The organism is Agrobacterium sp. BT-220-3, assembly GCF_025910175.1.
GTDB lineage: Bacteria > Pseudomonadota > Alphaproteobacteria > Rhizobiales > Rhizobiaceae > Agrobacterium > Agrobacterium oryzihabitans.
The window spans coordinates 399,986-413,120 of the sequence record NZ_JAPAIX010000001.1 but is presented as its reverse complement, the minus strand read 5'-3'; the positions used below and the strand labels follow the sequence as shown (position 1 = coordinate 413,120).

Sequence of the window (13,135 nt, the reverse complement as noted above, 5' to 3'; positions counted from 1 at the left end):
GTCAGTTCGAGGCTTTCTCGATCTTCATCTCGCCAAGCTCGTCGATCAGGATCGTCCAGCTTTCCGTTTCGTTGGCCATTGGGTCGGTTTTCAGATAAACGGTCACGAACAGGCCGGGTGAGGCGGATGCGCCGTTCGAGCTTTCCGGACGAATATCCGTAACGTAGGATTTCATCTGGTTGAACTCTTCCAGCTCGACATTTTCGAGGAGATTGGGTCCGTCGGCGGTAAAGACGATGCGCTGCAGGTAGACCTTCGCCGTACCGTCCCCCTGGCGAATTGCAACCACCTTGTAATAACCGCGTGTCGGCGCAGCTGGCGGCGGCCGCAGCTGGCCGTCAGCGCCTTTCACCGGTTCCAGATTCTGCTCTTCCCACATGCCGCTGCTGACGACGAAGATCGCCGAGACCGGCAAGGCGTCGATCGCCTCCGTCTGCGCCCGTGCGGAAAGCACGGCGGTGGCGAGAAAGAGAGTGGCAAGGATCGGTGTTTTCAGGTGCATGGCTATTGTCGGTCGTTGGCGTCAATTGTTGAATTGTTCGGCGAGAACCCGGTCGGACCACGAACGGTCCGGGTCCGAGAGAATTCTGGCCGTTCTGTCCTGCGACTGCGCAATCCGCACATGGCGCACGGATTTCACCTCCGTATGGTCGGCCACCGCGTTCACCGGGCGCTTGTCACGCTCCAGAACATGAATGTCGACCGTCACCTTGTTCGGCAAAAGCGCACCGCGCCAGCGCCTTGGCCGGAACGCGCTGACGGGGGTAAGCGCCAGAAGTGGTGATTCGAGCGGCAGGATCGGCCCATGGGCGGAGAAATTATAGGCTGTCGACCCCGCAGGCGTCGCCACCATCATGCCGTCGCAGATCAGCTCTTCCAGCCGAACCTTGCCATCCACCTCGACACGAAGCTTGGCGGCCTGATGTGACTGCCGGAAGAGGCTCACCTCATTCATGGCGAGTGCCGTAAACTCGTCGCCATCGGAATCCGTCGTCGTCATGCGCAGCGGGTGAAAATCATTGCCCGTCGCCACCGCGATGCGTTCACGCAGGCCTTCCACGCGGTAGTCATTCATCAAAAAACCGACCGATCCACGGTTCATGCCGTAGACGCGTCTACCGGAATTCATGGTCTCGTTGAGGATCTGCAGCATGAAGCCGTCGCCGCCGAGCGCCACGATCACCTCGGCTTCCTCGAAAGGCGCGTTGCCGTAAGCCGTTTTCAGCTCCTCCATCGCCATCTGCGCCTCTTCTGATGCAGATGCGACGAAGGATAGTGAATGGGTAGAATGCGACATCCGCTTCCCTCGACAACGACACAAACCGCAACCGGCCTGTGACAGATGTTCTAACCTGTTGAAGCGACTTGCAATCTCCAGACCGGGACGGGCACGGTCGCTTGCAAGCCACAAGACCCGTCCTTGGTACATGAAGACAGCGGCTCGCCACAAGGCCTTTCGGGCGGGCAGGCGTTCGCCTTTCTCACCCAAGGCCGGTCCACAGCTTCTTGATTTATCGTCTCGGAGAAAGGGTTGCGATGCGGGGCGGCCTGAGGCAGTTTGCGCAAAGCAGGCGGAATGACGAATGGCAGGAGATGGGTGTGGTACTGAACTACAATATCTACGATGTCTTTACCGAGACCAGAATGGCGGGAAACCCGCTGGCGGTCATGTATGACGCGGATGATCTCGATCAGGTGACGATGCAGGCGATCGCCCGGGAAATGAACCTTTCCGAGACCGTTTTCGTCAATCGTTCGGGTAACCCGGCCCATGCGGCGTCGCTGCGTATCTTTACACCTTCGGGGGAACTGCCCTTCGCCGGCCATCCGACCGTCGGTGCGGCGGTTGCGATCGCCGAGCGTAATCGCGGCGAAGACGATGACGATATCGACATGGTCTGCGTGCTGGAGGAGCAGGTGGGCCCGGTGCGCTGTGCGGTGAAGATGCGCGCCGGCGCGGTCAGCTTTGCCGAATTCGACCTGCCGCGCAAATCCTCGCGCGTCGACCTGCCGCTCGATCATACAGCACTTGCCGACGCGCTGGGTGTCAGCGAAGGCCATCTCGGCTTTGAAAACCACGTCCCGTCGATCTGGACGGCGGGCGTGCCGTTCCTGCTCGTGCCGCTGCACAACATCGCCGCTATCAGCGACATGGATTTTGACGCCAATCTGTGGCTGCGCACCGCGCCGCTGGTCGAGGGACGCCTGGCGGCGGTCTATATCTACTGTCGCGGCGGCGTCAATCATGCGGCGAAATTCCATGCCCGCATGTTCTCGCCGGATATGGGCATTTCGGAAGACCCTGCCACCGGCTCGGCCGTCGCTGCACTCTCGGGTGCCATCCATCATTTCGACGGCCTGACCGACGGTCATTATCCCATCCTGGTGGAGCAGGGCGTGGAGATGGAGCGGCCGTCCCACATCCACCTGCGCATGGACATCAAGGACGGCGAAATCGCCCGCGCCCGCATCGGCGGCCACGCGGTTCGGGTCGCATCTGGCACATTCGAGATTTGATTTGAAGGCAACCGGCTGAACTCCAGTCTAAATCCGCCTGCGAGCCAAAATGAAAAACCCCGGTCATGACCGGGGTTTTATTGTTTCTACTCGCACCAGAGATCAGTTGAACCGACCTGCCGCATGGGCAAGCATCGTATAGACCTTGCCGGTATCGGAGGTGAGGTAGGACTGGGTAACACTCCGGTCGCGGTCGGTGCGCGCCACATCGGCGAGCAGCTTTTCGAAATCGGTGATGTAGCGGTCCACGGCGGTGCGGAATTCGGCTTCCCGCTCGTATTTGCGCTTGATCTCGTCAAACGTCGTCTGGCCCTTCAGCGTGTAGAGGCGGCGGGTGAAGACGTCGCGCTCGCCGCGCTGGTACCGGCGCCACAGTTCCACGGACGCATCGTGATCGATGGCGCGGGCAATGTCGACGGACAGCGAGTTCAGCGATTCGACCATGTGGCGCGGATTGCGGGTGTCGGCCGCACGGGTCGGCTGCTGCTCAGTGTTGGCGCGCGGTGTGGACGCTGCTGGCGTTTCCTGTGACGCGCCGCGCAGCAGATCGCTGATCCAGCCGCCACCTTCTTCGCGACGTCCGGCAGGCGCTGTTGCCGTCTGCGACGGGGCAGGTGCCTGACGGTTTTCGACCTGGCGGTTCTCAAGCGGCAGCGTACCGCGCAATGCAGGTGCGGCGGCAGTCTGCGGCTGCGCCGGGCGCTGCTGTACCGGAGCGGCTGCTGCCGGCTGCGGACGCGTCTCGGCGCGGCGCTCGGCGGCTGGCTGGGTCGCTGCGATGGCGCGGGCCACCGGTTCGGAGACTTCCATCTGGTGGGTCGAACGACCGACGAGCTGGGAAATATCCTGCAAGGCCTTGATCTGCTCGGAAACGGCGCGGCGCATGGCGGCAGCGCTTTCCTTGGCCTCTTCCGGCAGGTCGAATGCGCCGCGCTTCAGTTCCGCACGCGTCGCATCCAGCTCGCGGCGGATGTCGTGGCTGGAGCGACGGATTTCGTCCGTTGCACCGGCGAAGCGGTTGACAGCTTCCTCTACGGCCTGACGCAGCGTCTCCTTGAGGTTCGCGGCGGCGGCATTGGATTTCTCCGATGCACTGCCCAGAAGATTGTCGACTTCCGAAAGCGAGGATTCGACGCCGCCACGCAGGCGGTTGACGAGTTCGTCGGAATATTTCTGCGCGTCGGACAGCGTGCTTTCGATCGAGCGGCTGGCATCCTGACCGGCGGCAAGCAGGGCCCCCCGCATGGTCTGTGCGGCCGAGCGGGCGCGCTGTTCGGTCTCATCGAGCGAACGGCCGATATCGGTGAAGGATGCCTGCAGATTGTCGCGCAGATTGCCGGCAACGTTCTGAGAGCGTTCTTCGGCATCGTTGAGCGTGGTTTCCACAACGCCGACGACGTTGCGCATGGCGCTTTCGATCTCCTCGGAGCGCTTGACGAGACCGACGGACAGGCTGCGAAGCGCGTCCTGACGTTCTTCCAGCGTGCCGACGAGGCTCGACTGTGCCGCGTTGAGCAGTTCGGATGCCTGGCTCAACACCTTCGAATGTTCCTCGAAGCGTCCGACGATACCGGCAACCTGCGCCAGTGTCTGGCCGGAAATATTCGACAGACGGTCGATCTTTCCTTCGAGCAGACGGCTGGAGCTGGACACCATGTCGGCGGCCTGCGAGGCGCTATCGGAGAAGCGGGTCGCCGATGCGTTCAGCGCTTCGTCTGCCGTGCCGAATTCCTGCGCGGCGCGCTCGACAGCGGAGTTGAAGTTGGTTGCCGACTGTTCGACGATTTCGGCCATGCTGTTATGGGTCTGCGACAGCATGTCGGTGCTCTGGCGGGTGGCGGCAACGAGCTTGTTGGCCGCATCGCTGCCCGCACGGGCGTATTTGTCGATACCCTGCTCGACGGCATCCGCCATGGCGGTATGGGTCTGCGACAGCATATCCGTGCTCTGGCGGGTGGCCGCGACAAGCTTGCTTGCCGCATCCGTACCGGCATTGGCGTAATCGCTGATCGCCTGTTCCACCATGCCGACCATGCCGCTGTTGCTCTGCGACAGGAGTTCGGCGCTCTGCTGGGCGGCGGAAACGATCTTTTCGGCGGCTTCGCGACCGATGGTGGCGTATTCGTCGACCACCGGCTTTGCCTTCTCCTCGATGAGGCGAGACAGTTCCGCGGAACGGCTGGCCAGCATCGAGTTGAGCTCGCGGGTACGGTTGTCCAGCGCCGAGCGGATGGATTCGCCGCGTGCGTCGAGGGCTGATTCGACGCCGGTCAGTGTCTCGGAAATGACTCCGACCTGCGACCGCACGACTGCTTCAGCCTCGGCAACCTTGTTGACGATGATGTTGCCGGCCTCGGAGAAGGTCTGGGCGACAGCGGCGGCCTGGCCGGAAAGGCGCGTCTGCGCATCCGAAATGCGGTTGACGATCTCGCCGGACCGCTCCTCGATAGCCTTGGTGAAGGCCTCGTTCTGCGCCTGCACCTGCTCTGCGAATTCCGAGCCGGATTTGGCGAGAAGGGACGTGGAACGGGTAGCCTCTTCGCCGATGCTCTGGGTGGCGGAGATGACCGCGCCACGCAGGCTGACGGCGAGATCGCTCGCCTTGCCTTCAATGGTGCGGTTGACGTTTTCGAGACCGATCGTCAGCGCGCGGTCCATGGTGCCGAGGCGCTCGTCGATGCGGGCCGAGCCGGCATCGAAGGTTTCCGCCAGACGGTTGGTGCGGCTTTCGAAGGTGTCACTGACGCGTATCGCCTGCTCGTCCAGAATGCCGGTGATGCGCTGAGCCGCGTCATCGCTGGTGCGGGCAAAGGCGGCAGTCTTGTCTTCCAGCGCATCGGCAAAGCGACGGCCGGCATCTTCGATCGAGGTGTTGACGTTGCCGAGATCGCTCGAAACGCGCTCCTGCAGCGTACCGAGCGAGGTCTCGATGCGCGCGCCGGTCTCGTCGAGCCTGCCTGCGACGCTTCCAATCGAGGTTTCGATCCGCGAGGAGAGCGCATCCGTCGCGCCGCCGATTTCGCGGGCAGCTTCGCCGATCTTGACGGCGATATCGCCGGCGCTGTTGCGAAGACGCTCTTCCAGCGTCGCCGCACTGCCGTCAATCGCCTTCTGCAAGGTTTCCTGCTGGGTCTCAAGCGAGAGTTCGAGCATGCTGGCGCTCGATGCGACCGTGGTGCCGATCATCATCGCCTGCTCGGAAAGCATGTCACCCATCTGGGTGGTTGCCGAACTCAAGGTTGCGGCGAGATCCGCCTGACGCTGGTCGAGCGCGGTGCGGATATCCTCATGCGACTGCGAGAGATTGCTTTCGAGGCGGGAAACGCCTTCTTCCACCGTCTGCGCAAAACGGCTGCTGCCGTCTTCCACGACGCTTTCGATACGGTTGGCTGCGCCCGAGACGCTCTGCTCGATCAGGCCGCTATTACGCTCAAGCGAGCCGGCAATGCGTTCAGCCTGCGAACCGAGCATGGTCTCCAGCCGCTCATGCCCGCTGGCAAGTGCGTTTTCTAGCGTGAAGGCAGTCGATTCCAGTCGCTGGCCTACGCCGGCTGCTGCCAGCGAAAGCGAGGCGGTTCTGGCGTCCATGGCCTCGGCGATCCGCTCCTCGACACCCGAAATCGTCATGTCGAGCGCCATGGTGCGGCTGTCGAGCGCATCCGCGATACGTTCTTCCGCGCCGGAGACGATACCGGAGAGGGCAGCTGTACGGCTGTCCAATGCGCCGGCAATACGGTCCTCAACCCCGGAAACAGCCGTATGAATTGCGGCGGTGCGGCCATCGAGAATATCGGCGATCTTTTCTTCGACACCGGAGAAGCTCATGTCGAGCGCCATGGTGCGGCTGTCGAGCACATCCGTGATCCGCTCTTCCGCACCGGAAACGACGTTCTTGAGGGCATCCGTGCGGCTGTCGAGTGCGCCGGCAATGCGGGTCTCGGCACCGGCTACCAGCTCGCCAAGGGCGGCCGTGCGGGTGTCGAGCGCTTCGGTGATTTTTTCCTCGGCACCGGAAAACGCCATGTCGAGCGCCATGGTCCGGCTGTCGAGCGCATCTGCGATGCGTTCTTCCGCCCCGGAAACCACGGCGTTGAGCGCTGCCGTGCGGCCATCCAGCGTTTCTGCGATACGGGTCTCGGCACCGGCGACGACATCGCCGAAGGTGGCGGTGCGGCTGTCGAGCGCGCCCGCGATCTTCTCTTCAGCACTGGCGACAATGCCGGTCAGCGCGGAGGTGCGGTTGTCCAGCGTCTCGGAAAGTCTTTCCTCGACATTGGCGAAGGTCATGTCCAGCGACAGCGTGCGGCTGTCCATCGTGTCGGCAATGCGTTCCTCTACGCCGGAAATTGCGCTGGAAAGAGCGGCCGTACGGCCATCGAGAGTTTCGGCGATACGGTTTTCGGCGCCTGATACAACGTCATGAAGGGCAGCCGTGCGGCTTTCCAGCGTGTCGGAAATGCGGTCCTCGATGCCGGAAACGGCACCGGTGATGGCGGCAGCCCGGGTTTCGAGCGTTTCCGAAAGACGGCGCTCGACATCGGCGACGACATTGTTGATTGCGGCTGCGCGTTCATCAAGCATCGCGGCAAGACGTTCGGCCGTGCCGGAGACCGAGCCGGTGATGGCCAGCGAACGGCTTGCAAGTGCCTCGTCGAAACGGTCCTGGCTGGCCGAAAGCGCGCCGAACAGGGCGTTGCTGCGCTCCGCCAGTACGCCGTCGATCTTCTCGTGCGAATAGGCAAAGGCATTGGTGATGTCGGTGGTGCGCTGGCTGATCGCGTCGCTGAACTCGCGGGTGCGGGTTTCAAGCGCGCTTTCGAGCATTTCCTGACCCGTGCCCAGTGCGGTTGCAAGGGCAAGCGACTGATCGGTCATGGTGGTGCCGATGCGCTCAAGACCGCTGGTCAGCATGGTGTCGAGGGCTTCGGAACCGCCGGCAACGGTTTCGTTGATCCGGGCAAGGCTTTCCATCAGCTTGCTGTCGAGGCTGCCTGCGCGCTGGTCGAAGGCGCTGGCGAAATCTGCGACATGCTCGTCAAAGGCGGAATTGACCTGGCCAACCGTTGCCTGCAGCCGTTCCTCATAGAGGCCGGAGCGAAGATCGAGATCCATGATCGCATCGTCAGCCGTGCTCTGCAGGCTCTGGCGGAAGGAGAGACCCTTTTCTTCAAGCGTCGTGGAGAGCTTGTCGAGCACGGTATCCAGAGAACCGCCGATGATCTGCTGGCCGCGATCGATATTGCGGTTGAGTTCCAGCGTGCGGGTGGACAGCGTCTCATTGAGCTGGCGGGTACGTTCCTCCAGCGCGCTGTTGAGGCTTTCCGCACCGCTGTCGAGCGTCGAAGCATGGATGGCGAAGCGTTCGAGCAGAACTTCGCCGCGCTCATCGATCGTCGAGGTGAGGTTATGCAGGCGCATGTCGAATTCGTTCGACAGGGTCGAGCCTGATGTATTCAGCGCCTGCAGCAGGTTTTCTGTCTTGGCGGCAATCAGGCTGCCCATTGCTTCGGTGGAGGCGCGTGATTTTTCGAGCAGCGCGGCCGAGCGCGTGTCGATCATCGAGGCGAAGGCCTCACCGCTGGTGGCAAGCCGCATCGAAAGCTCTTCGCCGACGATGGAAAGCTCTTCCTTGATCTGTTCCTGCGCGCCGATAATGGACGAGCGGATGCGCTCTGCATGGTTGACGATGGCGTCGCGTTCGGCCGTCAGTTCCTGCACGAGGCTGCGGACGCGCAATTCATTGTCGGCGTAGCTGCGCTCAAGTGCATTAACTTCCGAATGGACCAGCGTTTCGAGTTCCGTCGCCCGCGCAATCGTGCGCTCGATCCCGTCATTCATCGCCGAGACTTCGCGGCGAACCGCCTGGCCGACGGACATGATCCGGTCGGACGCAACGGTTTCTGGCTCCGCAAGGCGAAGGGCGACTTCAGCCATGGAACGGGCGGCGTTGCGCAGGTCACGGGCACGCGCCATCATGATCGCGAAGGCGAAGAACAGCATCACCGGCACGATGATGCCGACGATGATGGCCATCAGGCCGGGAATTGCGGTGAGGTCGGCAAGCGAACCGATGTTCCACAGCGCATTGCCATAAAGCAGATGCGCGATGCCGAGGCCGCCGAGCGCCCAGATCACCGACATGATCGTCGCGTTTCTGAGCGCGCCGCCGATCGAGCCGCCTTCGAGCGACTTCAGGATCATGGCCGGGCTGCGCTTGGAGCCGTCATTTGCCGCTTCCAGATTGGGCGATTTCGGTGCCTGTTCGGCAGGCGCGCGTGCGGCGTCCGGAGCAGGGGTCTGTCTGCTGGCTTCCTTCAATCTGGCCTCCGGCTGCTTTGGCGCTGTCGTTTTCCGCGATTCCGGCTTTTCTTCGAAAGCACCGAGCTGCAAGGCGTCTTCCAACGCCTGAAATGCAGTCTCGTCGACAGAGTCGCTGATCTTGTTGTTCGCCATGCGGTTACGCCTCGTTACACATACGCCCGGCTTCATGCCGTTGACCACTTGCATTCAGCAAGCGGACTGCCGCCATCATGCCAGCGGAACATTATCCCTCAGGAGAGAACAATTCCGCCATTACCAAATCCCGAATTGCTGGTGGTCCAGCTTTCGGGCGAAATTACATCACTGTGCCGCAATAACAAAGCTTGAGCTCAAGCCTCGCAGGAGCGGCAGTACCGTAGTGACACATTTAGGTGTTCGAAACAATTAATGCGGATTTACGGCAGCGGCGAAGTGTCGGCTTTTTAACAGTTTTTAAACCTGAGTTTCACGCTGAACGCCTTGTTTCGCATAAGTTTAACATAAATTAACCATAGCAGAAGATTTTCGCCTGCGTCACGCCGTAATTTAAGCCGATAGCACCGGCTTCAATGCGTAAATACGACACAGATGTGACACGAAACAGGAAACGGCGAGACAAGGAATTTCAGCCATGGCAGCGGTCAGTATTGCTTTCGAAGCTCCGGATAATTGCGGCGGCGCGCCGCTCGCCACGAAGAAGCCGATCGATTTCGATCATCTCGCCCGCCAGACCATGGGCGACAAGGATCTGGAAATCGAGGTGCTGCAACTGTTCAGCCGCAATGCCCGCGCCGCCCTGCATGAAATCGCCGATGCAGACGACAAGACTGTCAGGGCGACGGCCCACCGTCTGAAGGGGGCAGCACAGGCTGTCGGTGCCTCCGCCGTGGCCACAGCCGCCGCATCTGTGGAGGATGCTGGCAAGGACAGCGCGGCGGTCGCAAAGCTCGCAGCAGCCATCGTGGAAGCGGAAAACTTCATCCTCAAGCTCTGCCGCTGAGGCGGGGTCGATCAATTTTGCGGTTTTGTGAGGCCGGTTGCGCGTGGCGCCCTTGAAGCGGGTTGCCAAGCCGAACCGGCCTTTCTATGTGTTTAGAACAGTTCTTAGATCACATTTTGGATTTCCGGCATGACAAAACTGACCATCGTTGCCTTTGACGGCACGCCCCATGAACTCGACGTGAGCAACGGTTCCACCGTCATGGAGAATGCCGTGCGCAACTCCATTCCCGGCATCGATGCGGAATGCGGCGGCGCCTGTGCGTGCGCGACCTGTCATGTCTATGTGGACGATGCATGGGCGGAGCGCGTCGGCGGGCCCGAACCGATGGAAGAGGACATGCTGGATTTCGCCTTCGATGTGCGCCCGACGTCGCGTCTTTCCTGTCAGATCAAGATGAGCGACGAGTTTGACGGCCTTGTCGTTCACGTTCCCGAGCGCCAGGGCTGAAAACCCTCGGCATTGCCTGACGCAGAAAAAGCCCCGCTCACCTGGTAGCGGGGAGCGGGGCGAGGCGGGTACGCAGCATGCAGGCGAGGGAGGAAACACCTGCGAGCCCTCAAGTGCGCACCGGGAGAACCGGAGACGGTTAAAACGCCCGACCCGCTGCGGGCAGCGACCGTTCCAAACCGTATGAGCAAGCTACAATGAGTCTCGGCGACCGCACCATGACGAGAATTCACGGGTGAGATCGGACATGACGTTACGTCATGTCCGTTGCGTCCGGTGGGTTTGGATAGGGGAGGACGAGAGGCGGATCAGCGGCGATTCTGGCCCTGTTCGAGCCGGTTTTTCAAAAGCCGCGTCATGCGGGCATCGAAATTTTTCGATTCCACCACATCAAAGCGCATCTGGTCCCTGTCGTGCTCATCCATCACCGTCTGGGTGATCTTGCCGACCATTTCCTGCAGCGTCTCGCAGTTTTTCTGCGGGCGAAGCGCCGTCAACTGTCTTTCGAGCGTGCGGGCATGGGTGCGGGCGATTTCCGCGTGGCGTTCCTCGTGGCGCTTGATATCGGCAAGCAGCGTGTCCCAGATGAAGGCCAGCTCCGCCGTGGTGCGGCGGCGATTTTTCCATTGCGGCAAAAGGATGCGGGTGTTCAGAACCACTTTCGCCGTTCCCACGCTGCAAAGCCCGTTCTTCTCGACATAGGTGAGTTCGCCGCCGAATTTGATTTCCGTCGCACCGGGATGCCGCGCGCCGGTATTGCGGGTGAGCGGACCGTGTTTCGAAAGCTGCTGATCTAGGTCGGCTGCGGTTTTGCCGCTGATCGAAAAATACGAATAGGTCTTGCGAACGATGGTTTCGGAAAAAGCCGATCCGGGCAGGGAAATGGCCAATGCGGCCGCGGCAGCGGCGCAAAGAGCGCGTGATGATTTGGTCATGACCCGGCCTTCCGGTTGAACTTGAAAAACGTTTGCTGCATAGGCGGAGCGGAACTTATAAGAATTGGCATAACACTCCGTTATTCCCGAAAGGCGCGTGTTACGTGATAACAGCCGGCAGCAATGTGTGGCAAGCGGCCCATGGTCGCTCCCTGAAACTTGATGGGCGTGGCCGTATTATGGCCATCGTCAACGCGACACCCGATTCCTTTTCCGACGGCGGCCGTTATCTCGCCCTCGATGCGGCCTTTTCCCATGCGCTGACCTGCGTGGAAGAGGGTGCGGATATTATCGATATCGGCGGCGAATCCACCCGTCCCGGCGCGGTGAACGTAACGGAAGGCGAGGAGCAGGACCGGGTGCTGCCCGTCATCGAGAAGCTTCGCCGCGAGACGGATGTTCTGATTTCCGTCGACACCTACCGCGCATCGACCGCAAGGCGCGCGATCGAGGCAGGCGCACATATCGTCAACGATGTCTTCGGCCTGCAGAAGGATGCGGAGATGGCGGGCGTGATCGCTGCCGCGCGTGCGGGCGTCTGCATCATGCATACCGGCCGCGACAGGCAGAAGCTTGCCGACGTTATCGAGGACCAGTTCGAATTCCTCAATCACTCACTGGAAATCGCCGGCGATGCTGGTATTGCCCGCGACGCCGTCGTCCTCGATCCCGGTTTCGGTTTCGCCAAGGACGAGGGGGAAAATGTCGAGCTGATGGCGCGTTTTGGTGAATTGGCGGCTTTCGGCCTCCCGGTTCTCGCCGGCACGTCGCGCAAGCGTTTCATCGGGTCGCTGACGGGTAGGGATGCGGCCCCGGAACGCGATATCGGAACAGCAGCGACAACGGCGATCCTCAGACTGGCGGGTGCTTCGATTTTTCGGGTGCACAATGTCGCCGCGACACGCGATGCGCTGGCAATCGCCGATGCGGTTCTTGCCAAAGCCTCGGCAAAGGCCGATGCCTAGATCAACAGTACCGGAACGCCATACGCCGGAAAAGCGCGGCGTCCCGGCAAAACACCCCTGCCATGGAGGCGATGCGATGAGCCGCTACACCATCATTCTGAAAAACTGTTCTTTTTTCGCCCGTCATGGCCTTCTCGAGCAGGAGGAGGTGCTGGGCCAGCGCTTTTTCGTCGATGCCGAGATGGAGGTCGAAGCGGGTGACGCTCTGGAAACCGACGATATCGAAAATACCGTCGATTACGGCGTGGCCTTCGCCGTCATCGAGAAAATCGTCGTCGGCCAGCGCCGTTATCTGATCGAAGCTCTGGCCAATGACATCTGCAAGGCTCTGCGCGAGCGTTATCCGCAAATCGTCTGGTTGCGGATCACGGTGCGCAAACCCTCCGCGCCCGTTCCCGGCATTCTGGATTATGCACAGGTGAGCGTTGAACACCGTGCCTGACAGAATGACGATCGCCGCATTGGGCCTGGGCGGCAATATCGGCGATCCCGCCGTCGCGATGGCGAGAGCCCTTGGTGAACTGGATGCACATGGCGACTGCCGCGTGCTGGCCGTCTCCGGGCTTTACCGCACGCCGCCCTGGGGCAAGACGGACCAGGCGGATTTCTTCAATTGCTGTGCGCTGGTCGAAACCTTGCTTTCAGCACCGGCGCTGCTGCAATTATGCCTCGACATCGAAAGGGGCATGAAGCGGGTGAGGACGGAACGCTGGGGTCCTCGCACCATCGATATCGATGTGCTGACCTATGGCGATGAAACTATCGTTACGGAAAGCATCGAAGTGCCACATCCGCGCATGACGGAACGTGCTTTCGTGCTGATGCCGCTTGCCGATATCGCGCCCGATCTCGAGGTCAAGGACAAGCCCGTGCGGGAATGGCTGCGGCAGGCGGACAAGACAGGAATAGTCCGCGCAAACGAAAAACGGGAGTGGTGGACACTCCCGCTCGGTGATGGGTAAGGGGCA

The 13,135-nt window shown here is 61.4% G+C and carries 10 protein-coding genes; 6 read left to right on the top strand and 4 right to left on the bottom strand.

Annotated features, from left to right (window positions below; genetic code table 11):
• Position 1: 1 nt before the first annotated feature.
• Together OK142_RS02210 and OK142_RS02205 are read right to left on the bottom strand one after the other, a co-directional pair.
• A complete protein-coding gene (locus OK142_RS02210) occupies positions 2 to 502 on the bottom strand; it encodes a hypothetical protein (RefSeq protein ID WP_498680864.1) in 501 nt (166 codons plus the stop codon).
• A 21-nt stretch (positions 503 to 523) separates the two neighbouring features.
• Positions 524 to 1,297 (bottom strand): NAD kinase, encoded by a 774-nt coding sequence (locus OK142_RS02205; RefSeq protein ID WP_035242560.1) that lies wholly within the window; start codon positions 1,295 to 1,297, stop codon positions 524 to 526.
• A 302-nt stretch (positions 1,298 to 1,599) separates the two neighbouring features.
• On the opposite strand from OK142_RS02205, the gene OK142_RS02200 reads away from it, so the two are divergent.
• Positions 1,600 to 2,517: a PhzF family phenazine biosynthesis protein gene (locus OK142_RS02200; RefSeq protein WP_082184666.1), complete on the top strand. Its 918-nt coding sequence runs from the start codon at positions 1,600 to 1,602 to the stop codon at positions 2,515 to 2,517.
• Between the two features lie 102 nt (positions 2,518 to 2,619).
• On the opposite strand, the gene OK142_RS02195 is transcribed toward OK142_RS02200, so the two are convergent.
• Positions 2,620 to 8,970: an apolipoprotein A-IV repeat region-like domain-containing protein gene (locus OK142_RS02195; protein ID WP_498680863.1), complete on the bottom strand. Its 6,351-nt coding sequence runs from the start codon at positions 8,968 to 8,970 to the stop codon at positions 2,620 to 2,622.
• A gap of 478 nt (positions 8,971 to 9,448) precedes the next feature.
• Between OK142_RS02195 and OK142_RS02190 the strand changes: the two genes are divergently transcribed.
• On the top strand, positions 9,449 to 9,817 hold the full coding sequence (locus OK142_RS02190; protein WP_003496294.1) for an Hpt domain-containing protein: 369 nt from the start codon (positions 9,449 to 9,451) through the stop codon (positions 9,815 to 9,817).
• A gap of 129 nt (positions 9,818 to 9,946) precedes the next feature.
• Entirely contained in the window at positions 9,947 to 10,267 is a 321-nt protein-coding gene (locus tag OK142_RS02185; RefSeq protein ID WP_003496292.1) for a 2Fe-2S iron-sulfur cluster-binding protein, read from the top strand.
• Positions 10,268 to 10,575: 308 nt separating this feature from the next.
• Here OK142_RS02185 and OK142_RS02180 read toward each other — a convergent pair whose 3' ends face one another.
• The gene (locus OK142_RS02180; RefSeq protein WP_498680862.1) at positions 10,576 to 11,202 is read right to left on the bottom strand and encodes a DUF922 domain-containing Zn-dependent protease; all 627 of its coding nucleotides are present in this window, start codon (positions 11,200 to 11,202) and stop codon (positions 10,576 to 10,578) included.
• 179 nt (positions 11,203 to 11,381) lie between these two features.
• Here OK142_RS02180 and folP point away from each other — a divergent pair, with 179 nt between their 5' ends.
• From folP to folK, 3 genes are all read left to right on the top strand, one after another.
• Entirely contained in the window at positions 11,382 to 12,167 is a 786-nt protein-coding gene (gene folP / locus OK142_RS02175) for a dihydropteroate synthase (protein WP_137038621.1), read from the top strand.
• A gap of 76 nt (positions 12,168 to 12,243) precedes the next feature.
• Entirely contained in the window at positions 12,244 to 12,609 is a 366-nt protein-coding gene (gene folB, locus OK142_RS02170; RefSeq protein WP_003496285.1) for a dihydroneopterin aldolase, read from the top strand.
• 4 nt (positions 12,610 to 12,613) lie between these two features.
• Complete coding sequence (gene folK, locus OK142_RS02165) at positions 12,614 to 13,129, top strand: 2-amino-4-hydroxy-6-hydroxymethyldihydropteridine diphosphokinase (RefSeq protein ID WP_498681711.1); 516 nt, start codon at positions 12,614 to 12,616, stop codon at positions 13,127 to 13,129.
• Positions 13,130 to 13,135: the final 6 nt, after the last annotated feature.